The sequence below is a fragment of the Paeniglutamicibacter sp. Y32M11 genome (assembly GCF_019285735.1).
Classification (GTDB): domain Bacteria; phylum Actinomycetota; class Actinomycetes; order Actinomycetales; family Micrococcaceae; genus Paeniglutamicibacter.
The window spans coordinates 1,439,858-1,463,405 of sequence record NZ_CP079107.1 but is presented as its reverse complement, the minus strand read 5'-3'; the positions used below and the strand labels follow the sequence as shown (position 1 = coordinate 1,463,405).

Genomic DNA, 23,548 nt, shown 5'->3' with positions numbered 1-23,548 from the left:
CACAGTAAACTGATGGGCGTGTTCCGAATCCTTTTTTACACCCCAGAAATTCCCGGCAATACCGGCAACGCCATCCGTTTGGCGGCGGTGACGGGTGCCGAATTGCACCTCGTTGAGCCGTTGGGCTTCAACTTTGAGGATGCCAACCTGCGCCGCGCCGGCCTCGACTATCACGACCTGGCCGTGGTCACCGTGCACAAGGACCTCGCCGCGGCCTGGGAAGCACTCCAACCCGATCGTGTCTTCGCCTTCACCTCCGAGGGCAGCACCACCTATTCAGATATCGCCTACGAGCCCGGTGATGTGTTGCTCTTCGGCCCAGAATCCGTCGGACTTCCGGCCGAGGTCAAGGTGGATGAGCATGTCACCGCCACGGTGCGGCTGCCCATGTTGGAGGGCCGACGGTCACTGAACCTGGCCAATTGCGCATCGATCGTGCTTTACGAGGCCTGGCGACAAAATTCGTTCGGCGGATCCACACACTAAACGCATAGCCTTCTCCCCTAAGCTTGTTCGGTGGTTATTAATCTGCCGCACTCTCCCACTCGAATTCCTAAGGATGGCAACTCATGACCGGCACCGATCCCGTTTACCCCGGGCACCGCGGCGACGAGAACGACGACAATCTGGGCATGGATCTTGTTGACCAGGTAGCCACCGAGAACGATGTTCCGACCCGGCGCCCGCTGAAAAAGTGGGTCCTGGTCGTTGCCGGACTCGCAGTACTGGTCATCGGCGTCATCGCCATCGTGGTGAACCTGCTGCCCACCGACTACGTATCGAAGGTCGAGGGGGCCTCGGACCAGGTAGTGGTCCAGGCCGAGGTCAAGGGCGGCGGACATGCCGCGCTCACCACCTCTACCAAGGTTGACGCTGGCACCCTGGAACTCACCGACATGCCGGTGCTGGACCCGAGCAAAACCTACACCCTGTGGTTGATCGAGGTAGACACCGACCGGCCGACCCGTTTGGCAGATGTCGCCAGCGATGGCGCGGACGCCAAGGAGGGCTTTACCGGTCTGGAGAAGGTTGCCTCGGTGATGGTCTCCGTGGAGTCGTCCGATGCCACCAGCACCACTCCGAGCAGCGAGCCACTGGCCGTCTTGGATTTGCCGGAAGCTAAGTAAAAATCGCGGCGAGCTTTTAGTCGCGGTATCAGCATCACCGCAGTAACAACAGCACAGCAAACGCCGATGGGCCGCTTACAAGCGGCCCATCGGCGTTTGTCTTGACTGCATCCGGACGAACTGCGTTGGTGCTGAGTTTGATCCCGGAGGCTTAGAACCCGGCGATGGTATCTGCGGCGTTTACCGCCACCACGTGGAAGGCCTCGGCCAAGGCGCCGGGGGCAAGACCCGCTTGGGCACCCTGGGCGGCACATTGCGCACGGACATAACGCTCCATGGCCGGCACATCGGGGTGCTGACTCAGGTGCTGGCGCAACGCGGCCAGCTTCTTCTCAAACACCGCGGTGATCTCCACCCGGTGATTCTCCCGCTCGGCCGGGGCACCATAAAGCCAGAGCCACGGCAGCTTGTAGGCCGGAAGACCCGCCTCTTCCAGCTCCGGGTAGGCAAAGGGGTTCTCCACCGCCGGGTAGATGGCACGCGTGACCGCCTCACCGCAAGCCAGATGATCGGGGTGCGAACGCTGAATCCGATCCCAATTGCGTTCGGTATGCATCCCCAGCACCACCTGCGGGCGCAGGGTGCGGATCAAGGAGACCACCTGCTTCATCACCCGGTGATTAGGTTCGAGGTAGCCATCGGCCTCACCCAAAAAGTGCACGGTGTCCACGCCCACCAGGGCAGCGGCTGCCCGCTGTTCGGCATGCCGGGTGGCGGTGATCTCCGCGGTGGTGCGGGCATCAAAGCCGCCGGCATCACCATCGGTCATGATGCAATATTCGACGTGAACACCCGCGGCCGTCCAGGTCGCCACGGTGCCCGAGGCACCAAAGTCCAGGTCATCCGGGTGCGCGGCAAAACACAGGACCCGGGTGATTTCCTCGCTGGCCGGGTCAAAAATTCCCACGCCCACTTAGCCCTGTCGCCGACGAATTTCGGCGGCGGCCTGTGGCAAGATGCTCGCCAAATCGCCGATGATGCCCAGATCCGCGATCTCGAAGATCGGCGCGTCGGGGTCCTTGTTGATCGCCACGATGTACTTGGCGCTCTGCATGCCGGCCTTCTGCTGGATCGCCCCGGAAATGCCGGCGGAGATGTACAGCTGCGGAGAGACGGTCACACCGGTCTGGCCCACCTGGGCCGAATGATCAATCCACCCGGCGTCGGTAGCGGCGCGCGAGGCACCCACCGCGGCGCCCAGTGCGTCGGCCAGATCCTCCACGGGACCAAAGTCCCCGTCCACGCCGCGGCCGCCGGCCACCACAAAGCGGGCCTCGGACAGTTCCGGCCGCCCGCTAGCGATGTGCGGTGCGGTGGCGGTGATTCTTGCCGCCGGCCCGGATTCACCAAGCTCGAGCGTTTGTACGGGCGGCACCTGCGCGCCGGAGCCCTGCGCTTCGGCCGGCTCAACACTGTTGGCCTTCAGCGTGATCAGCGCCGGTCCACGGGTGATACGGGCGCGCACCGTGTAGGAACCGGCGAGCACCGATTTGGTGACGTTCAGCTCCTGATCCACGGCCACGGCGTCGGTGATGACCCCGGAGTCCAGGCGCACCGCGGCACGCGCGGCAATCTCGCGACCCTCCATGGTGTTGGGCAGCAGCACCGCGTCGGCACCCGACGCACGGACCGCTGCCACCAGCAGGGACACGGCCGGGGCTATGAGCTCGGCGCGCAGCCGCTCCGGGCTCACCGCGCCATAAAATGCCGTGGCACCGGCGCCGTGGAGCCCGGCACGGGCGGCGTCATCGGCATTGTCTCCGAGCACTACCGCTGCCTCGCCGAGGCTCGCGGCCAGGGCCAGGAGTTCGCGCTGACCCTTGGTGGGTGTTTGCGCGGGAGCGTGAATGTAAACAAGAATTTTCAGCATGCTTCTTTTCCCCTTGGGTAGTGCTAGATGAGCTTGGCGTCGGCGAGGAAGTCCACCAGGGCAAGGCCGCCTTGGCCCGAGTCGGTGATGATTTCCCCGGCGCTTCGTGGCTCATGTGGTGCCGCATCCAGCACCCGGGTCCCCGATCCTGCGGTGCCCACGGTTGATGCTTCGATGCCCAGCTCGGCGAGCGAGAGGGTGGTGATCTTCTTCTTTTTGGCCGCCAGGATGCCGCGGAAGTTCGGGTAGCGCGGCTCGTTGGCCTGATCCGTAACCGAGATCAGCACGGGCAGTGGCGCGCTCAGGGTCTGTGCGCCATCCTCACCCACGCGGGTCGCGGTGATGATGTTCGCATCACTAAGTTCCACCGCCGAGAGATTGGTCAGCTGCGCCAGGCCCAGCCGTTCGGCCAGCTGCGCCGGGACCAGGGAGGTCTCCGCGTCGGTGGACGCCATGCCGGTGAGCACCACATCAAATCCGCCCAAGTGCTTGATGGCGGTAGCCAGCACCAGCGAGGTGGCTCCGGCATCGGATCCCTCAAGCGCCGTATCACTGATGTGAACGCCGGCGGAGGCGCCCATCTGCAGTGATTTTTTCACCGCGTTGGCTGCGCCCGCCGGTCCCATGGTCAGGGCCGTGACATGGTTGCCACCCTTTTCACCACCGCGTGATTCGGCCAATGCCAGCGCGGCCTCGATCGCGTATTCGTCGAGTTCGGACAGGACGGAATCCTGGCGATCCAGCCGGTGGCCAGTGGGCGAAAGATGCCGCTCGAATTGAACGTCTGGTACGTGTTTGACCAATACAAGAATGTTCAAGGGCGTGCCGGTCTTCTGGCTCATTACTGCCTTTCTGAAAAAACGTGGACATCTCCATCGCGGAGCGCCGTGGCCATCGATGCGCACGGTGACGGATCCTCAGGTAATACCCGAGCGTCTGGGGCTCCGCCATCCATGGTATCGGTGATTTCTGAGTCGATGATTGATGACGGCGCGCGTCGGCACCGACTTGGACACATTTGCCGCTCGGGGTGCAATGTCACGCAATGCCACGCAACAAAGCGGCGGAGCTCCGGGCGCCTGATGCGCTCGAGGCCCCGCCGCCGGGTGTTTATTGCTGCTCTGTTACTGCCCGGTGTTTTCGCCCACCGTCACATTCGCGCTGCCGTCCTTGCCATTACGCGTGTAGTGGATCTCCGCGGTGCCGCCGACGGCGATCTCACGGATGGCCGCCGTCAGCGAGGAGCTGTCGGAGATGATGCGCGAATCCACACCGGTGATGACATCGCCCTTTTGCAGGCCAGCCTTTTCCCCGGCGCCGCCGGCCACCACGCTGGCAACCTCTGCGCCGACGCTGAAGGAACTGCCGCCGCCGCCATTATTCACGTCCGCGGCCTTGGCCTGCACCGTCACGCCCAACAAACCGTGGGTGGCCTTGCCGTTGGCGATCAACTCATCGGCGATGCGCTTGGCGTAGTCGATCGGGATGGCAAAACCGACGCCGATGGAGCCGCTCTCATCACCGCTGGTGGAGCCGGAGCCCGAGGAGGCGATGGCCACATTCACGCCGATGATGTTGCCGTTGACATCCACCAACGCACCGCCGGAGTTGCCGTGGTTGATGGCGGCATCGGTCTGAATCACGTTGATGAAGATCGAGCCGGCCGAGCTGCCTTGCTGCTGCTCACCGGGGAACTGGAAATTGAACTGGTTGGAATCGCCCTGGGAATTATCCGAGCCCTCGGTTTCCTTCGGAACGGCGGAGGACGCCACCGAGATCGTGCGGTTCAGGGTGGAGACGATGCCGTCGGTCACCGTTCCGGCAAGCCCCAGCGGGGCGCCGATGGCGATGGCGGTATCCCCGACGTTGAGCTTGCTGGAGGATCCGAGGGTTGCCGGGACCAAGTTATCCGCATCGATCTTGATGATCGCCAGATCCGAGAGCGGGTCGGTACCCACCAACGTCGCGGCGTGCACCTTGCCATCGTTGGTGCGCACGGTGATCTTCGGGTCGGAGGTCACGCCGCCCAGGGTGACCACGTGGGTGTTGGTCAGGATGTGGCCAGCCTTGTCCATGATGATCCCCGAACCCGAACCGCCGTTGCTACCGCTGGAGACCTCGATGGTCACCACGCTGGGGCTGGCCTTGGCCGCCGCCGCCGTGACAGCTGTGACGTTCTCCGGGTTGTTGATCACCACATCACCCCGTGGTGTCGCCGACCCGGCGCTGGTGGCGGTGATGTTGGAATCCATCACGTAGTTGGCGCCGATGGCACCTCCGGCACCGAGCAGTGCCGCGGCAACCATGCCCACGATCAGCGCGCCGGAGGTGAATTTTTTGTTGGCACTCTGCTTGCGTGGCGGCAGCGCGGTCCCGAAGGCCGAGGTATGTTCTTCCGGCGTGGGGGTGCCATAGGGCCCCGGTGCCGAGGCGTTGGTGTAGGCATGTTCCGGGGAGGGAGCAGGTGCTGCCTGTCCGTATTTTGGTGTCTCTGGGTCTGCGGGCGCGACGGGCGGGGTTTCGGAGTGACGGGGCAGAGACTGAGTCGGATCCGCGGCGCCAGAAATTTTGGAGACCGAAGCCTGCGTCGCCTCGCTACCGGCATCGGCGCTCGGTGGGCTCACCGGACGTGGCGGAACGTTGGCCGCGCCACGCGCTCCGTCGTCGTTGCCATCGGTGCCTGGTTTCTCAACATTGTTCTCGCTCATGGCGGCTGTTCCAATCCCTTGGTGGTCGTTGAACTGGGGTTCTTGGTTATAACTATGCCTGCGCGGGCTGTGGCAACGAAAAGGAGCAGCTGAGCGTCAGCTGTGAGAAGGCATCGGGTATTCAGCCGACAGGCCAATCCACCGGCGATTCTGTGGACGCGGCTCCCCCACCACCCTAGAATCTATAACGACAGCAGAAAACGGATCACCACACGCATTTGCGCACGTGGCGCCGGGCATCTTCTGCGGCCGACCACGCAAGGTGAAGGAATATTATGAAGTTGCTCCCCCGGCGGATGGCCCTCGTGGCAACCGCAGGAATCCTGTCCATGTTCGTTCTTGCGCCAGCCGCGTCGGCAGATTCACCCGTGAGCATTCCACCGGGCCAATTTGTCATCGACAAGGCCGGAGTCCTGGGCTCAGATACTGCGGAGGTCAACGCCGCACTCACCGAACTGCGCAGCGAAACCGGCCAGAATCTTTTTGTCATTTACGTGGACACCTTCACCAACCCCGATGATCCTGGTGCGTGGGTGAAGCAAGTTGCCGAGACGAAGAACGTGGGCAGCAGCGACTCGATCCTTGCGATCGCCGTCACGCAGCGCAACGCGCGATTCGAATCCCATGACAAGGGTGACATCGTGGAATTCGACCAGGAGATCTTCAACAAGCTGGTCGCCCCGCAGCTGTCCAATAAGGATTGGTCGGCAGCGGCACTCGGCGCGATCACCGGCATCGAAAACGTTGCTAATGGCAAGAGCCCCACAGGAGGCGAGCAGAGCTCCGGCACGTCATCAGACGGTGAATCCGGCGGTAATGGCGGCTGGCTGCTGGTCGGCGGAGTCGTGGTGGCCGGTGGCGCCACCGCCTGGGCACTCTCGCGACGCAAGAAGTTGCCCGCTGGCACCCCGCAGGTGGCCAAGGGCCCGGACGGCAAGCCCATTGACCCGTTGGCTTCCCTGAGCATCCCCGAGCTGCGCACCAAGGCCGGCAGCCTGCTCATTGCCGCCGACGATGCCATCCGCTCCTCGGAACAGGAGGTCGGTTTCGCCCAGGCGCAATTCGGCGACGAAGCCATCAAGCCGTTTACCGAAGACATCACCGCCGCCAAGGAACACATGTCGGAGTCCTTCAAGTTGCAGCAGCAGCTTGATGACCACATCCCCGATACCGAGGAAGACCAGCGTTCCTGGCTGGGAGAGATCATCCGCCGCTGTGAGGCGGTCAATGAGGCACTCGAGGCGCACACCGAAGAATTCGCCTCACTGCGCGAGCTCGAAAAGAATGCCCCTGCTGCGGCCGCGGAGCTCAAGACTCGTATTGCGCCCCTGCGCACCCGTCTCACCACGGTCCAGGGCACTCTCGCCGAGCTCTCCACCACGTACACCGACACGGCACTGAATCAGGTCCACACCAACATCGCCGAAGCCACCAACCGGTTGGACTTCGCCGATACGGCCGTATCCACCGCCGAGGAAAAGATCACCGCCGCGCAGACCGCCGAGGCTGCCGTTGCCGTCCGTGCCGGTGAAGATGCTGTGCACCAGGCCACGGTGTTGCTTGACGCGGTGGCACACGCCGGAGACGATCTGGCCAAGGCTCGCACCGATCTTGAGTCGATGGTCTCCACCGCCGCACAGGATCTGGCTCAGGGCCGCGCGCTGGTGGCCAACGGGTCACATCCTGAACTTGCTGGTCCGGTGGCAGCTCTGGAACCGGCGCTCGCCTCCGTTGCGGCGCAGGTGGGCAGCGGTCGCGTCGATCCCGTCGCGCTGCTGGCCGAGGTGGATTCCGGACACCGCCCCCTAAATGAGGCGCTGAACCAGATCCGCGATACCCAGGAACGCAACCGACGGGCAGCAGATCAGCTGGCGTCGGCCATCCGTGGCGCGCAGATGAAAATCAGCGGCACCGATGACTTCATCCGTGCCCGCCGCGGCGGTGTCGGAGCCACGGCCCGCACACGGTTGGCAGAGGCCCAGCGCAACCTAGATGAGGCCCTGCGCATGGCCCCCTCTGACCCGGTTAATGCGCTCGCCTTCGCCGAGCATGCCGCGGCGCTGGCCGACCAGGCCGCCCGCGAGGCAGAAAACGACGTTAATGGTTTTGGCGGTGGCGGCGGTTTTGGCGGCGGCGGCGGTAACAACGGCCTCGGCGGTGCGATCCTCGGCGGTATCCTCATCGATTCCATTCTGCGTGGCGGCTCAAACTCCGGTGGCGGCGGCATCTTTGGTGGCGGCGGCTTCGGCGGCTTCGGTGGAGATGGCGGCGGCGGTGGCGGATTCGGTGGATTCGGCGACGGCGCGGGAGGCAACTTCTAACCGTCACCCCACCTACACGTTCCGGTGCCCCGGGAGCACATCCCGGGGCACCGGAACCCCAGATTGTTGTACCGCGCTTTCCTCACGGGAGGTGCACCCTTAGGTAGTTCACTAGTCAGTCAACGAAAGGTCTCATCGTGGTAAAGCAGTCTATTTTCGGTCGTGTTGCCCAGCTGGCCAAGGCCAACATCAACGCCATGCTCGATTCGGCGGAAGATCCCCAGAAGATGCTCGACCAGATGGTGCGCGACTACACGGACAACATCGCCGAGGCAGAAACCGCAGTGGCCCAGACCATCGGCAACCTTCGTATGGTCGAGGAAGATTACGACGAAGACGTTCAGGCCTCCTCCGACTGGGGCAACAAGGCACTCGCCGCCTCCGGCAAGGCCGATGAATTCCGTTCTGCCGGCGACACCGCGAATGCAGACAAGTTCGATTCGCTGGCTAAGGTGGCCATCCAGCGTCAGATGCAGTCGGAATCCGAAGCCAAGAGTGCCGAACCGAGCATCACCTCGCAGCGCGATGTCGTGGAAAAGCTGAAGACCGGGCTGGACGCCATGAAGTCCAAGCGTCAGGAACTGGTTTCCAAGCGCGATGAACTCGTGGCCCGAGCCAAATCAGCTCAGGCGCAGAACCAGGTGCAGGAGGCCGTGAAGTCCATCGACATCATGGATCCCTCCAGCGAGGTCGGTCGCTTCGAGGAAAAGATCCGCCGCGAAGAGGCTCGCGTGCGCGGTGCTGCAGAACTTGCTTCATCCTCGCTCGATGCCCAATTCAACTCTCTTGAGGATCTTGGCGAGCAGACGGAGATCGAAGCCCGTCTGGCAGCCCTGAAGGGCCCGAAGACCGCCCCGTCGCTCACCACCGGCACCTCGGAGTAGTCCCTCACCCTGGCAGCATCGGGTCGGGGCAGCGCGGTCGCTGGCCATAACGATCCATCAGTGCGGCGCGTCCGCTCGGCATCATGCCGGGGGTACGCGCCGCACTTCTGTATCCGGCGCACCCCCAGACGTGTGCCCGGCGCTCACCGCACCCACTTCCCCGCACCATGGCTTCGCCCTTTCGGCCCCACCCACATGGCAGATGAGGATCATCCGCAGCGGTTCTCCACAGCTTTCACCTGCCCCATGGCACCGGCATAGCTCCATCGCGCATGCTCGATGTCATGAGCAAGCAAGAGTCCAACCAGCACCAGAGAGATGACCGTGGGTACACCGGCCCGTCCTCGGGGCCCGATCTCCACGCGAAAGGGGCCGATCGTTTCCGTGCGCTGCTTGCCGCAGAGAACTTTTTCATCACCGCCGCCGCCGAATTGGCGGCAGAAACCCACTCACCAACGGAGGCAGCGGCGCTGGCTCTGGTGATCGAGCGGGCACACCGGCAAACGAGCTACCTTCAGGTACTTGCCGCACAAGCCGCACAGCGGACGCTGGCCCACGAGTTGCCACTGGCCACCCTCGAGGTGCTCAGCGATGCCTTGGCTCGCCCCGAGGACTTCCTAGCCACCGACACTCGGCTCCCGGCAGACCCGGCCACCCATCCCTCGGGCCGCCTGCCCCACAAGAACACCACTGAATTTCTCCAGCATCTGCTGGGATGCGGGTATTTCGAGAGCCGGGACCGGGTCCGGGCGGGCACCGCCATGCTGCCCCATACGGATGTCAACGGGATTCAGCACCCAGCTCGGTACCCGCGGCTATCGGCCGATGCCAAGGCCGGAACCATCGATCCCAAGCAGGCCATTCAGGTAGCAAAAAAACTTGACGCAGCGGCACCAGAAATCCAGTCCAGGCCCGACGCCGCATCCTTGGCCACCACCATCGAAAAGCAAGCCCTCGATTCGCTTCATACTCAGGGCCCCGCGGCCACCAATAAATTGATCGCGTCCTGGCGGGCCTCATTGGAGGACACCGCATCCAGCGAACCCAGCGACGAAGAGATCGCTTCCAAGACCGGCATCTTCCTGACTCGGCGCACGGAACACTTCAGCTATTTCAGCCTATGCATGCTCAATATCGAGGCTGAGGTGCTGCTGTCCCATTTCGCCAACGCCGACAATCCCCGAACGGCGGCCGGAAATCGAGAGAAATTGGCCCGGGATGCCACGTCACCAGATTTTTCGGTCGAGCCGAGCAACGACGACGAGCAGCGATTAACAGCGAATACGGATGCTGATGCACCTAGACTCCCGGCATGGGCAGCGGATCCCGAGACCCCCAAGGATCAGCTTCCGCGGTCGACGTACAACGACCTTGGTCTTGCTACAGCTCATGTCAACGGCCCACAGCGCGGCAGCGACACAACACCACCTGACTTGCCCTCTTTCAACTTCTTGGACAACGACCCAGGGCAAGATGGCCTCTCCCCTGCTCGTCGGCGCCTCCAAACGATTCTCAACGTTTTACGAAGCGTCAAGGGCACCAAACAGAAGGAGAGCGGGGCGCTGGCGAAAGCGACCTTGGTGGTCCATTGCCAACTCGAAACATTACTTGGGTTGGCCGAACGAGCCGGGATCAGTGCACATGGGCTGAGTATCAGCCCCGGCGAACTCAGACGAATGTTATGTGATTCCGGCGTCCTGCCGGTGGTCTTCAGCGGTCAGAGCCAGATTTTGGACATCGGTAGGGAGCAACGATTCGTCCCCGAATATATGCGGCAAGCAATTCTCGCGCGGGACGGCGGCTGCTTGGTTCCTGGCTGTACCGAGTCACCGGAGCATTGCCAGATGTGCCATATCGATGCGTGGGAAGATGGCGGTTCCACCAGCGTGACCAACACCGGGCCGGGGTGTAGCGCCCACCACCATGATTTTCATTCAGGAAAGATCCGGCTAGTACTGGACCACAACGGCCTGCCCGCGGTCATCTTGCCAAAATATATGGACCCCGAGCAGCTACCTCGCAGAAACACGCACTGGCAACATGATAGCCAGACGAATCCACGGCTGTTCTAACTCCACGGCCCGGCGGTCGCAGCCCGATTCCATCGCTCATGAGCAGATGGTGCAATGATCTCTAATCCCTAAACTTCAAGGCCAGAGACCACTGACCATTTAAACCAAGAAAGGCCCGACGGATCAAATTGATCCGTCGGGCCTTCAATGTGGAGATGGGGAGAATTGAACTCCCGTCCGATGTGGTGTTGCCAAGTCTTCTCCGGGCGCAGTCTGCGTTGGATTTTCTCTGCCCCAGCCGTCATGCAGACAAGCGGCTGGTCCGGGCACAGTTACCTAAATTTTGCAGGTCGTTCCGGTAACACTAACTTCCCGCAGTGGCTATCTAAATGACGTTAGGATCAGGGGCGATAGCATCCCCTGGCTAACGGACTGGTCTGGCTGCTTAGGCAGCGAGAGCGAAGTCAGTGCGCTTTGAGTCGGCACTTATTGTTTTGCAAAGAGCGTTAACGAGATAACTTTGCATCCTCGGCCCGCTTCACATGTCGCGACTCACACCGTCGAAACCGATCATCCCCGTATTTTGTTGTCAACGAGCAACTTTCGCCACCCCAACCACGTGAAATAAATCCACGTGTAAATAGTCTAACGCACATTCGCGCCGCATGTATTCCTTTGGCCAACGTGTATTCACGATAGTCCGAAGATGCGTCCGCTTCAAAGCATCAGTGGACGACGTCCGAGGAACTATTCGCGGACCCCACGGTTGCGTTCGCGCATGGTGCGAAGCGCTTCACGATTGTCCTGCTTCTCACGCAACGTTTGTCGCTTGTCGTATTCTTTCTTGCCTCGAGCTACGCCAATCTCAATCTTTGCGCGACCCTTTTTGAAGTACAAGCTCAACGGAACGATCGTTAGACCGGACTCGTTAATTTTGCGTTCGATCTTCAAGAGTTCCGCGCGGTGAAGCAACAGCTTGCGACGGCGACGGGCAGCATGGTTCGTCCAGGAACCGTTAAGGTACTCGGGAATATAAACATTCTCGATGTAGAGCTCGTTGCGATAGAACTGGCCGAACCCGTCAATCAGCGACGCTTTGCCCTCGCGCAGTGACTTTACTTCCGTTCCGCTGAGAACCATTCCGGCCTCAAAGGTATCGAGGATCTCAAAATCGTGCCTGGCCTTACGATTGCTCGCAATAATCCGCTCATCAGTGTCTTTCTTAGCCACTTTGGCACCTCCTCTCCACAAGTGGTTTCTTCATCAAGCGAGCTTACAGCCTACCGCTAGAGAAGTCCCAATGGGTTTACTGCTGTGCCATTAACGATTGTCTCAAAGTGCATGTGGCAACCCGTCGAGTTTCCGGTCGTACCCACGTAGCCAATGACCTGCCCCTGAGTGACATGTTGGCCGACGCGCGCCACGATGCTCTGCATGTGGTGGTAATTGGTAGCAAGTGCCTTGCCACCGATCACGCCATGGCTGATGGTCACCTTGTTACCCGAGGTTCCACCCCAGCCGGCCATCCAGACTTCGCCATCTGCTGCTGCATAAACTGGAGTACCGCATTGCCCGCCAAAGCCCCAGTCAACGCCGGCGTGTACGTAACCACCGCGTCCGCCATAGTCGATGGTTCCTGCGGGTGTGGGACGCCAGCCAAAGCTAGAGGTCTGGTGTCCACCAGACACAGGCTTGATAAGACCCCATGAGCTGGATCGGGGTGTCTCTGCCTGCGGCGTCGGAGCAACGTATTTCGACTCGACGTAAGTGTCTTTCTTATTTTGCGCAGCGGCAGCTTCCCTAGCCTTTTTGGCCCGGGCCGCCTCTTCAGCTTCGAACTTTGCCTTGGCTACCGCTTGGCGCTTCGCCTCTGCGGCGGCTTCCTTGCGCTTGCGCTCAGCTTCTTCACGGATCAGCCGTTCCTGCCGAGCCTTGATTTCAGCGTTGACGCTGGCCTGTGCCGTCTCGTTCGCCGCCAATTTCTTCTGAATTTGCGGTCGTTGGGCAAGAAGTTCGGCACTGAGTGCGTCAGTCTGAGCGATGATCCCGTCCAGATCCCGCTTCTTGTTCTCGGCGTCATCGCGGGCAGCTTGCTCGCGGGCAAGCGCAGCGTCGGCAGCTGCCTTGAGGTCTGTAATTTCCGCTTCCACTGCAGCTAGTCGGAGCTTCGAGTTGGCGTCGGTGGCGGATTGTTCCGACAAAGCGTCAAGTGCCGCGTTCTGTGAACGCATCGCTTGATCGGCCATATCCATTCCTGCGGCCAAATTGCCGTCGGAACTCGCACTGAGCAACAACGAAAGATCGGAGGAAACACCTCCGCGCTTGTAGGCCTCGGTTGCTATCTGACCGATGATTTCCTTTGAATCTTCCAGCTTTGCCTTATCCTCGGCAATTTTCACGTTCAGTTGATCTCGTGATTCACGAGCGGCCTGAACCCTTTGCGCGAGATCTGCCGCTTCGTCCGCGGCTTGTTTAACCTTGCCTTGTGCCTCGGCCAAGGCTTGTTCGGCAGCGGGAAGCTGAGCCTGCAGTCCGCGGAGTTTCGCATCGGCTTCCTTGATATCCGCACCAAGGAGTTCAAGGTCTTCGGAGAGGTGATCGATGTTCTGCTCAATTTCGACCTTGCGGTCATCTAGCTCATCGGCGTGGATAGCTGCGGTTCCGGAAACCAAGAGCGCGATTGACAACGCACCCACGGCACTCGTTCGCGCAACGCGACTCCATACTGCTTTGGCTAACATAAATGTCCTTCTAGTCTGACGAGAACTGAATTTGAGGCAGAAATACGACGCACTAAACCTTCAGGTAACGGCGCAAGGTTACCAATGACGATACACCAGCCAAAATTACGCCGAGCAAGATCAGCCACGGAGCGACCATGAAGACCTCACCCGTAGAAATGAATGCGGTGTCCTTATACTCCAACGCTAGCTTGCCATCGATGAGGAATTTAACCGCCGCCCACAGAACGCCACCGGCTAGTAGCGCACCGATAAGCGCTGAGACGATCCCCTCTAAGACGAAGGGTAATTGCAGGGAAGATTTCGAGGCTCCAACGAGCCGCATGATGCCTGTTTCACGTCGCCGCAAATAGGCCGAGAGGCGGATCGTGGTGCCAACCAGCAGGACAGCACACAGGATCATGACACCGGCAATTCCAATGGCAACAACGGATGCAATATTGATGATGGAGAACACCTTCTCCAACAGTTCTCGTTGGTCCACAACCACGTCAACCCCATCCATGGACGAGAAAAGTTCCTTGATGATCTGATACTTCTCAGGATCAACGAGTGAAACTCGGAACGACTCAGGAAGTTGATCAGCTGTAACGGTGTCAATCATCGATGAGTTGGAGAACTGCTCGCGGAAATGCGTTACTGCCTGTTCCTTTGATTCGTATTCGAAGCTGTCCACATAGGGCTTGACGGCAGAGGAACCCAACATCGATTCAATTTCGCCGCGCTGTCCTTCGCTCACAGCGCCAGTCGTGCAATTCGTTCCTTCGTTATGTTCGCCGCACAGGTAAATAGCCACCTGGACTTTGTCGTACCAGTAGCCCTTCATCTGCGTGACCTGCATCTGCATGAGTGCTGCGGTGCCCACGAACGTCAACGAGATGAAGGTTACCAAGACAACAGAAACCACCATGGAGAGGTTTCGACGGAGGCCGGAGCCTACTTCGCCGAGAATGAATCCGAGTTTCATGGCAAATCGTCCTCAGTGTCGAACGGCGCAAAGGCCTGGCTGCCGGTCTGCGGTTTGTGCCAGGTGCTGTGGTCGGCCTGTCGCAATTCGCGCGTGCCGTCCTGGTTGATTACCGGAATCATTGAGGTGTATTCACCGGCGGTTTCATCTCGCACAATCTTGCCGAGTGACAATTCCACAACGCGGCGGCGCATTGAATTGACGATGCCGTCATCATGCGTGGCCATCAATACTGTGGTGCCGTTTTGATTAATCCTGTCTAGGACGTTCATGATGCCCACGCTGGTGGCCGGATCCAAGTTTCCGGTCGGCTCATCTGCGAGGAGGATCTGAGGCTTGTTGGCGATAGCACGGGCAATAGCCACTCGTTGCTGTTCGCCACCGGAGAGTTCATCCGGGCGTCGTTTCTCTTTGCCTTCGAGCCCAACAAGCTTCAAGATCTCGGGGACATGGTCACGGATGGCACTTCGGCTCTCTCCGACGACCTGCATGGCAAAGGCCACGTTTTCAAAAACGTTCTTCTGCGGCAGGAGGCGGAAGTCTTGGAAGACAACTCCGATGCCACGACGCAATTTGGGCACGCGCCACGATGGGATGCGAGCAACATTCTGCCCAGCAACGTGGACGGCTCCACCCGTAGCAACGATTTCGCGCAGGATGAGGCGAAGGAACGTGGATTTGCCGGAGCCAGAAGCCCCAACAAGAAACGCAAAATCGCCACGGTCAATTTCAATGGTTACGTCGTCAAGACCGGGGCGCGCGTTTTCCGAGCCAAGGCGTGACTTCTGGTCATAGACCATCGTGACGTTTTCGAATCTAATCATCGCAGCTCTGCCCGCAGGATCGCCGGCGCGTGATCCAGGCACGGGACTTGGTTTGAGGAAGTTGCATAGCCAGCACTTGAACTCTATCCGCCCGAACAGCACCACCCGACACAAAGCGGGGGTGTGTCACCATTCTGTGAGCCGGATGAAAGCCAGCTGTTCTCGTTTATACACGGAAGTATGCAGACTACTCTCCGTTTTGCTGCCGCTCGGCCACTACCCACCAGAAGCGCTGTCCCAACTACGAATAAACATAGTTGGGCCACGACTTGGGACGAAGGAATGAACCTTCGCTTCATTCCTCGCGGCGGATGATCCAGCTCGATCCGACTTTGGGAGAGTTCCAATCTCTATTTTCGAAAAGAAGCCAACACCTGTGATCTAGCCAACGGCGTCTTCGGTAGTTATCCGCTCTCGAAACGCTTAGTCCGCCACCGAATATTGCCCAGCAACATCCACAGAACGAACGCAATTCATTCATTCATTCATTCATTCATTCATTCGAGGGCCTACCCATGGTCTCGCTGACCTAAAACAGCCCCAAAACAGAAATGGGTTACATCGAAACGTACTGAAACGTTTTCGAGTAACCCATCACGGCTTGGCTGCTTAGTCCGTCGGACGACGCTGGGAGGCTCTCCAGCGGATGCCAGCATCGATGAAGTCATCGATTTCACCATCGAACACCGCGGAGGTGTTTCCAACTTCGTGTTCGGTGCGAAGGTCCTTGACCATTTGGTACGGATTGAGCACGTAGGATCGCATCTGATCGCCCCATGATGCCTTCACATCACCAGCCAGCTGCTTCTTCTGTGCATCCTGTTCGGCCTTCTTCACCAACAGCAACCGTGACTGCAGCACCCGCAAGGCGGCTGCGCGGTTTTGGATCTGCGATTTTTCGTTCTGCATCGAAACGACGATTCCGGTGGGAATATGCGTCATTCGAACAGCCGAGTCCGTGGTGTTAACCGATTGCCCACCCGGACCCGAAGAGCGATACACGTCAACTCGGATTTCGTTCTCCGGAATTTCGACGGAATCGTTCTGTTCAATCAGCGGAATTACTTCTACCGCGGCGAAGGAGGTCTGGCGACGGCCCTGGTTATCGAATGGCGAGATTCGTACCAGCCGGTGTGTACCAGCTTCTACGGACAATGTACCGAAGGCATATGGCGCGTTGACTTCGAACGTTGCAGACTTCAGACCCGCTTCTTCCGCGTAGGACGTGTCCATAACCTGCGTTGAGTAACCGTGCTTTTCGGCCCACCGCAGATACATCCGCATCAACATCTCAGCGAAATCGGCAGCGTCCACGCCGCCAGCACCCGCCCGAATCGTGACAACTGCGTGACGGGAATCGAATTCACCGGAAAGCAGTGTAACCACTTCAAGATCAGCCAACGACTTTCGCACAGACTTGAGCTCAATTTCGGCTTCCTGCAAAGCGTCTTCGTCGTCCTCCATCTCAGCGAGTTCGACAAGTACTTCCAAGTCCTCGATACGAGTACCGATCGTCGTCAACCGCTCAAGTTCAGATTGTCGGTGTGAGAGTTTCGACGTGACAATTTGAGCAGCCGCCGGGTTATCCCAAAGATCGGGAACTCCGGCTTCTTCGGAGAGCATCGCGATGTCCGCGCGGATGCGCGGCACATCGGAAACCTCTTCAATCGAAGCATAGGTGGAGCGCAGTGAACGGATTTCGGCGGGAAAGTCAGTTGAGGCCATGGTGGTTCCAGCCTACGACATTTACGGCACCACGCTTTGCCCCAGCGCGCTTTTTAGCCAGCCTGATCGAAACATGACCTTGGCACGCATCCTATTTTCGGCGTTTTCGGCGAGCGCCGAAGCTACGACCATCGCTGACTCGGAGGACAAAGTGCACGATGGTGCTCGTAGTCGAATCCATATGTCACCGAGAAAGCAAGGTACGAGCATAGGAATCAACATGGATGGAAACCCCGCGCGGGATAAGCCAACCGATAATTGGCGGATGAACCACTGCGCCCAGTTGCACATGCGCTGTCACCGCGTCGGGCTCGGCACCGGCGCTGATGATCCGAAGATCAGCGAAGTCTGCTCCGGCGCTTACATCCGCGAGGTACTTCTCCGCTGCGTGTCTGACTTCCTCGGAATTCAACTGGAGAGTGGCAACTTGGTCGCCGCCGGCTGTGAGCTCGAAGTTGTCTGCGGCAGCGGTAACCGCCCCATCGGCCAGGGACAATAGCTTGTGCGCCTGCACGTTCACGGAAGTAGCCGCCAACATCACACTGATGGCCAACAACGCTATGGCGATCATCCCAATAATTAACACGATGGACTGCCCAGCATCAGCCTCACCCCGGCGTTGGGCAGCACGGATCCGTCTGATTCGCGTGAGCATCCGATTCTGAAGTCCCTGGAGCCTATCCATAGAGGTCAACTCTCTGCGTGGCGTTCGATGACACATTGCCAGTGCGCCAGCCCCAGCCCTCGGGAAGCAACGGAAGACTAATCTCGATGCTCACTCGAATGGTCACGGTACTACCAGGGGATAAGCAAACACCGTTGCAGCTATAGCTAAAGTTGGTTCGATCCGCGCCGATCTCCATGTTCGCCGCTGCACGACGGACGGCATCTGACGCGCGAGCCTGAGCCTGTCCCTCATCTTCTGCGGTGACAAACACCTTAGCGGCATGATCGGCTGCCCCCACCGCCGCGTAGCTGGCAGCCTGAATGGATGCGGCACCGACAACCAAATAGACCAGCGGCACCAGGAGAAGCACCACCAAGAAAATGAACTCGATCATTGAGGATCCTTCTTGGAGTCCCTCCTTTCTGGATTTATCCATAGCGCACCGATTCCCCGTGAACAATAAACTCACCCACGAATGGGAACAGACCAAAAACCGGTATCGCTGTCCGCACGGTAATGCGTAGCCCCGGTGTTCCACCAACAGTGGTGGACGTGGCCTGAACATCCGAGGCAAATCGGTCGTTAAGCGCCCCGCGGATAATCTCCTGCGTACGATAAATCCCGTCGCCCGGCCCCCGATCGGCCAGCGTGCCGTAGCGGGCGCCGGACGCCGCTGCATCAAGCAGGGTATTCCTGACGTGGAGGGCAAAGGTGAGCTGCAGGATGGCTAGAAACACGGCAATGAGCAGCGCAGAGACCATCACGAATTCGGCAACCGCGGATCCTCGTTCGTTGTCCTCGGCACCTTCATTGGAATGCCGTGCTGGCCGAGGCATGATGACTCGCTAGCCCATGCCTGCTACGCGGTCGATGGCTTGGTTGAAGAGTTCCTCCAGACGGGGCCCTGCTACCGCCAGAAGAGCTGCAACCAACAATGCGCTCATCAAAGTGATCATGACCCACCAGATGATAGGGACTCACGTAAGTTAGAATTGATTCATGACTACTCCCCCAACTGCGGCTATCTACGCCCGACTTTCTCAGGATAAGAAGCAAGGCACGGATGATGAGGGCCTGTCCACGGAACAACAGGTCAAAGTCTGCCAGGAGTGGATCTCCCGTCAAGGTTGGACGCTGGGAAAGATCTACCGGGATAACAATTTCAGTGCCACCTCAGGAGCTACTAGGCCAGAGTTTGAGGCCATGCTGTCGGAGGCACCCTCTCACGTGGTCTTCTGGAAACAGGACCGACTGGAGCGCGGACACAACAATGATCTAGACCGTTTCCTGTTGGCTGGGATTGACGGTTATGGTGTGGACGGATCACGGGTCACCGTTGACTCTGCCTCTTCTGAGTTCATGACACGTATCCAGTCACTCATGGGCAAGCACGAACAACGGATCAAGTCCGAGCGCATCAAACTAGCCAACCAACGTATCGCCGGGGCTGGGACCTATCGTGGTTCGATCCGTCCGTTTGGTCAGGAGCGGGATGGGACGTGGGTAGACAAGGAAGCCAAGGCAGTACGGCAGGCCGCTAAGCACCTGCTCTCCGAGGATGAAGAACAGCGGTGGTCCTTCTATCGGATCTCCGAGGTCTGGAACATTGCCGGTCTCTTGACCCCACAGACCGGGAAACAAGGCGGGAAGCAGTGGACACCCGGCACGGTACGGAACTACTTCACCCGTCCGCGACTCATGGGGAAACAGGACTACCGAGGAACACTGTATGAACTCAAAGGCTGGAAGCCGCTCCTAACACCGGAACAGTTCTCCGAGATCCAGGACTTGATCGAGAGGAAGAAGCTGGGAAAACGGATCTCCGGTGTTACACGGCATGATGTCCGACTGTTGACCAACATCATCCGATGTGCTGAGCCGGGCTGTGATCGAGGGATGAACGCAGGCCAACGTGGTGGTGCAGGATCTCCGAGGTCTTACCGTTGCCCCACGACGAAACACGTCACGATTACAGCCGAGAAACTGGAAGCGGCGATATCCACTCATGCACTGGATCTCCTGTCCCAACACAAAGAGATCCGAGCGCAGCAGGAGGGCACAGCACGCCGACTGACTGAGGTACAGGGCGAGAAGCACCGGATCTCGATAGCTCATGATGAATGGATCTCAGAAGCGATTGAGACAGACATCAGCCCGTCAATCATCAAGCGTAAGGAAGCCAAGCACGCGGAGAAGATATCCGAGCTGGACGCCGAGTTGTTCAACCTCAACCAAGACAAGACGCTGAGCATCTTCGAAGGGTACGAACTCGACGGATGGAATGCGGCACCGATGGACCTTAGGCGGGATCTCCTGACATCGGTATTCGCTGAGATCAAGATCCGTAAAGGTGGACAAGGTAAGCGCTTCTCCCCCGAGGTCATCGACTACTCGTATACGCCACTCGGTCAGAAGCTATGCGACAAATGGATACGGGTCAATGCGATGAACCCGTGGGAGCTCAAGGAAGGCTCGGCGTCATCCCGTGAGCCAATAGCTAGCAGGATCAAGAGGATCAAGGCGGGAACAACCACACTGGGAGAGTGGACCGTCGATACCAGAGCGGTTACTGGGAGCACCCCAGGCGGTTGGAATCCGGTAGACGGATCTCGCACAAAGAAACAGAACGAGGAATTTTGGGCCAAGTTGATCACCAAGGGATGACCGGTGAGCGCTCGCCGTAAGACGTGGCCCCTGCCGAGTGATGGGGGCCTTCCCTTCTGAACCTGAATCCGGTATAATCAAGGCTGATAGTTTTCCCAACCAAAGGAACCCGAGGTACCCCCCACACTACCTACACAGTCGCCACGCCCCAAGCCGGAGACCGTATGGTCCCGGCTTTTTTGATGCCCGAATGGATTTGACAACACTGAATCGTACGGGTATAAACCAGATGGGCAAATTTGTGGTGTATAATAGACTAGTACGAACAAAGAAGTCAACCGAAAAACAAGAAAGTAGGAAATTGTTATGGGACCGCTACATAGAGCAAGGCTGGAGCTGAGCTACACCAAGACGCTCAGGGCAAAGGCAGAGAATCGCATGCGCGCCAAACTGGCTGGACTTGATGCCCGTATTGTGCAGAAGCAGCTGAAGGTCTCCGAGCTCGAATTGATAATCGAATGACATAGACCGCCCACTGCGACGCCCAGGCGAAGATGAAACCGGAACCGCCTAGGAGGGCGTCCGGTGGGCCGAAACGAGAAGCAAAACCCGCGCAACGGTCTAGGAGGACCAATGAGCACTCCCCCATTAATCGGTACGACTCTGAGGAGCGTGCCACCCTAACGAACAGGACTTAAACAGTGGCAAAGATTTCACTCAGCTCCAACTTCACCGGCTCCACCGAACCGGATCTTCACTTCCTAGTGCAGGATCAGGCCGATGCAAAGGCCCTCAACGCACTAGGCTTCAGCTCGCACGTTCTCCACATGGACGGCACACCGCTCACCGATTGGACCAAGGGCAAGAACGTTGCCGAGAATGAACTGGCCGGTATGGTGAACAACAAGTCGCACCTCGTTCTCCTACTCCCCCGATTTGCTCACGAGAACGCAAAGATCAAGAACATGGCAATGGCGTTCGGTGAGTTCTCCCGCAATATCGGAATCCAGTTCCACAACCCGCCGATTGAACGTGGAGCTTTAGTCTCCGAGGTGATCGAACACTTCGCAGATACCATCTTCTCCATGGCCAGCATGAATGGGCACCTTACTATCACCCCGGAATCATCCGAGGATGCCGAAGGACCGACCGGCAACGATGACGACGACCCAGCGACCGTGCTCTTCAGACTCATTGCCGCTAATTTCACACTTGCCCGTACTGCCGACCGGGAACAGCTCTTCGTGCTTCCGAATGACAAGGCACTGCTTGGTCTCCGTGCCTACGAAGTCGGGAGTTCCGAACTCCGTCACTGGATGACTCGCACCTACTTCACCTCCACCGGGAAGGTTGTTCCGAACGGAGCTGTAGCCTCCGTTGTTTCAACCATTGAGGGCATGTGTGCAGCGTCCAACTACGTATACAAGTTGGCCTCCCGCACCTTCCAAACCGTCTCCGGCGATATCTGGATTGACCTTGGAACGGACAACAACAATGCGGTCCTCATCAAGGACGGTGCATGGTCAATTCAGACTTCCCTCCCCTACGCGACCGGTACAGCCTTCCTCCGTGATGGGTCAGTCCTCCCGATCCAGAACCCGGCTGTAGTCAGTTTTCAGGATGCCCGAGGCAAGCTTGAGAAGCACCTCCTCCCCTATGCCAACGTGGCTCCAGCCGATTGGCCGCTCATGGTGGCATGGATGATCAACCACATGTTCCCGAACCACAACAGCCCAATTATGATGCTCCTTGGTGGTTCCGGAGCCGGTAAGTCAACGGCAACAGCAGCGGTCAAGTACGCAGTCGAAGGGGGTTTGGTCCTTGGTAAGGTAGGTAAGTTCAAGGACTCGGAAGACGATGTCATGGTTGCCATGTCCAAGGCCCGAGTCACCATGTATGACAACGTGTCCAAGGTTTCAGCGGAACTATCCGACACCCTTTGTCAGGTAGTTCATGGGACCACCCACGAGAAGCGAAAGCTTCGGACGGACTCCGATGTTGTCACCCTGAAGATCGATTCAAGCTTGATCCTCAACGGCATCGAGACCGGTCACCTTCGAGGAGACTTGAAGAGCCGAATGGTTCCGATCAACCTCAACAGCGTTCTCGTTGCCCAGAGCAGCGAACAGGCACTGAATGACAACATCGTGGCCGCTCACCCGGAGATCTACGGAGCGCTCCTGACACTCGTTGCCAAGATTGCCCCGAAGCTCTCAGAAGCTCCTCCCTTCCCTTCCAGCGGTCCCGAGGGAATGCGTATGCAGTCTTACGCTCGTGTCCTATGGGCACTGGACAAGCTCTGGGAAACCAAGGGACTGGATCATTACATCAAGTCCTTGAACACACTTTCCGAGGACCTGTTGGATGACCCGCTCCTGTTGACCATTGCCTCACTCGTGCGACAGCACGGCACCTACATTGAGGAGCATGAGGCATACGAAGGGGTGATCGGCACGAAGGAAATGTTGCACCGTTACCAGCCATCCACAATGTCCGAACGTGTTCAGGAGCACTATGGCAACCGCGAGCCGATCAAACCACAAAAACTTGGTGGAATGCTCACCCGAGCCGAAAACGAGTGGTCCCGCTTGGGCGTCAAGTTCAGTAAGGAAGCCCGAGCCACCATCCGGGGTGAGCAGCAAATCACCTACTGGTTCCGGATCACCAATCAGGAATTGATGGATCAGGCCAAGAAGGTGGTGTCAACGCTCTAACGACAGGGGGCAAGGCTACTGCTTGCGGACTGGGTTGCGGAGAGGTCTGCAAATCTAGCGGAGAGAATTTTCTTCTCCGCAACCCCATTTCCTCCTACCCCTACCCCCTTTTACCCCTACATTTCAATCTTTTTACTACTATATCTATCTATCAATAACGACTACTTGCACAGCTTGCACAGCTTTTGACCGTAACACCGTAACGGAGAAAAAGAAGAAAACCAGAAAAAGTTTTGCATGGCCCTTAGGAGGAACGGGGAGAAGCTGCGCAAGCGCCAGATTGAGGCCAAAAAGTCGATCTAGCCCCGGATTCCAGGGATTTTTTGGTCGAAAAAGATGCGCAAGTACACTGTGCAAGATCGTCGAGAGGAACCCACTTGATCC

General features: G+C 58.9%; 20 protein-coding genes and 1 other RNA gene. 8 read left to right on the top strand and 13 right to left on the bottom strand.

The window, feature by feature from the left end; translation table 11 throughout:
• The first annotated feature begins 18 nt into the window (after positions 1-18).
• Together KUF55_RS06385 and KUF55_RS06380 are read left to right on the top strand one after the other, a co-directional pair.
• Positions 19-486 (top strand): tRNA (cytidine(34)-2'-O)-methyltransferase, encoded by a 468-nt coding sequence (locus tag KUF55_RS06385; protein WP_132364741.1) that lies wholly within the window; start codon positions 19-21, stop codon positions 484-486.
• Between the two features lie 83 nt (positions 487-569).
• The gene (locus KUF55_RS06380; RefSeq protein WP_132364739.1) at positions 570-1,127 is read left to right on the top strand and encodes an anti-sigma factor; all 558 of its coding nucleotides are present in this window, start codon (positions 570-572) and stop codon (positions 1,125-1,127) included.
• 151 nt (positions 1,128-1,278) lie between these two features.
• On the opposite strand, the gene KUF55_RS06375 is transcribed toward KUF55_RS06380, so the two are convergent.
• From KUF55_RS06375 to KUF55_RS06360, 4 genes are all read right to left on the bottom strand, one after another.
• Positions 1,279-2,034, bottom strand: coding sequence for a PIG-L deacetylase family protein (locus KUF55_RS06375; protein ID WP_218818341.1), 756 nt, complete (start codon positions 2,032-2,034; stop codon positions 1,279-1,281).
• Positions 2,035-2,040: 6 nt separating this feature from the next.
• Entirely contained in the window at positions 2,041-2,997 is a 957-nt protein-coding gene (locus KUF55_RS06370) for an electron transfer flavoprotein subunit alpha/FixB family protein (protein ID WP_218818340.1), read from the bottom strand.
• Positions 2,998-3,020: 23 nt separating this feature from the next.
• A complete protein-coding gene (locus tag KUF55_RS06365; RefSeq protein ID WP_218818339.1) occupies positions 3,021-3,839 on the bottom strand; it encodes an electron transfer flavoprotein subunit beta/FixA family protein in 819 nt (272 codons plus the stop codon).
• 282 nt (positions 3,840-4,121) lie between these two features.
• A complete protein-coding gene (locus tag KUF55_RS06360) occupies positions 4,122-5,705 on the bottom strand; it encodes a S1C family serine protease (protein WP_218818338.1) in 1,584 nt (527 codons plus the stop codon).
• 275 nt (positions 5,706-5,980) lie between these two features.
• Here KUF55_RS06360 and KUF55_RS06355 point away from each other — a divergent pair, with 275 nt between their 5' ends.
• The 3 genes from KUF55_RS06355 to KUF55_RS06345 all read left to right on the top strand — a co-directional run bounded on the left by KUF55_RS06355 (position 5,981) and on the right by KUF55_RS06345 (position 10,982).
• Complete coding sequence (locus KUF55_RS06355; protein WP_218818337.1) at positions 5,981-8,026, top strand: TPM domain-containing protein; 2,046 nt, start codon at positions 5,981-5,983, stop codon at positions 8,024-8,026.
• A gap of 137 nt (positions 8,027-8,163) precedes the next feature.
• Positions 8,164-8,910, top strand: a complete 747-nt coding sequence (locus KUF55_RS06350) for a PspA/IM30 family protein (protein ID WP_132364731.1) — start codon at positions 8,164-8,166, stop codon at positions 8,908-8,910.
• Between the two features lie 284 nt (positions 8,911-9,194).
• Positions 9,195-10,982, top strand: coding sequence for an HNH endonuclease signature motif containing protein (locus KUF55_RS06345; protein WP_218818336.1), 1,788 nt, complete (start codon positions 9,195-9,197; stop codon positions 10,980-10,982).
• Positions 10,983-11,129: 147 nt separating this feature from the next.
• Here the strand turns inward: KUF55_RS06345 and ssrA are convergent.
• The 9 genes from ssrA to KUF55_RS06300 form a co-directional block, all read right to left on the bottom strand.
• Positions 11,130-11,500, bottom strand: a transfer-messenger RNA (tmRNA) gene (gene ssrA / locus KUF55_RS06340).
• Between the two features lie 169 nt (positions 11,501-11,669).
• A complete protein-coding gene (smpB, locus tag KUF55_RS06335; protein ID WP_132364727.1) occupies positions 11,670-12,152 on the bottom strand; it encodes an SsrA-binding protein SmpB in 483 nt (160 codons plus the stop codon).
• Positions 12,153-12,208: 56 nt separating this feature from the next.
• Positions 12,209-13,618, bottom strand: a complete 1,410-nt coding sequence (locus KUF55_RS06330; RefSeq protein WP_255557359.1) for a M23 family metallopeptidase — start codon at positions 13,616-13,618, stop codon at positions 12,209-12,211.
• Between the two features lie 97 nt (positions 13,619-13,715).
• Entirely contained in the window at positions 13,716-14,630 is a 915-nt protein-coding gene (ftsX, locus tag KUF55_RS06325; protein ID WP_132364723.1) for a permease-like cell division protein FtsX, read from the bottom strand.
• The gene (gene ftsE, locus KUF55_RS06320; protein WP_132365018.1) at positions 14,627-15,454 is read right to left on the bottom strand and encodes a cell division ATP-binding protein FtsE; all 828 of its coding nucleotides are present in this window, start codon (positions 15,452-15,454) and stop codon (positions 14,627-14,629) included. The genes ftsX and ftsE overlap by 4 nt, the downstream gene beginning before the upstream one ends.
• Before the next feature lie 609 nt (positions 15,455-16,063).
• Positions 16,064-17,179, bottom strand: coding sequence for a peptide chain release factor 2 (gene prfB, locus KUF55_RS06315; protein WP_132364721.1), 1,116 nt, complete (start codon positions 17,177-17,179; stop codon positions 16,064-16,066).
• Between the two features lie 184 nt (positions 17,180-17,363).
• On the bottom strand, positions 17,364-17,765 hold the full coding sequence (locus KUF55_RS06310) for a hypothetical protein (protein ID WP_218818335.1): 402 nt from the start codon (positions 17,763-17,765) through the stop codon (positions 17,364-17,366).
• A gap of 91 nt (positions 17,766-17,856) precedes the next feature.
• Entirely contained in the window at positions 17,857-18,240 is a 384-nt protein-coding gene (locus KUF55_RS06305; protein WP_132364717.1) for a hypothetical protein, read from the bottom strand.
• 34 nt (positions 18,241-18,274) lie between these two features.
• Positions 18,275-18,682 carry a TadE family protein gene (locus KUF55_RS06300; RefSeq protein ID WP_132364715.1) on the bottom strand — a complete coding sequence of 136 codons (408 nt, stop codon included), beginning with the start codon at positions 18,680-18,682 and terminating at the stop codon, positions 18,275-18,277.
• Between the two features lie 163 nt (positions 18,683-18,845).
• Between KUF55_RS06300 and KUF55_RS06295 the strand changes: the two genes are divergently transcribed.
• The 3 genes from KUF55_RS06295 to KUF55_RS06285 all read left to right on the top strand — a co-directional run bounded on the left by KUF55_RS06295 (position 18,846) and on the right by KUF55_RS06285 (position 23,164).
• On the top strand, positions 18,846-20,510 hold the full coding sequence (locus KUF55_RS06295; RefSeq protein ID WP_218818334.1) for a recombinase family protein: 1,665 nt from the start codon (positions 18,846-18,848) through the stop codon (positions 20,508-20,510).
• Between the two features lie 306 nt (positions 20,511-20,816).
• Positions 20,817-20,972, top strand: a complete 156-nt coding sequence (locus KUF55_RS06290) for a hypothetical protein (RefSeq protein ID WP_218818333.1) — start codon at positions 20,817-20,819, stop codon at positions 20,970-20,972.
• Between the two features lie 179 nt (positions 20,973-21,151).
• On the top strand, positions 21,152-23,164 hold the full coding sequence (locus KUF55_RS06285) for a hypothetical protein (protein WP_218818332.1): 2,013 nt from the start codon (positions 21,152-21,154) through the stop codon (positions 23,162-23,164).
• Positions 23,165-23,548 lie beyond the last annotated feature (384 nt).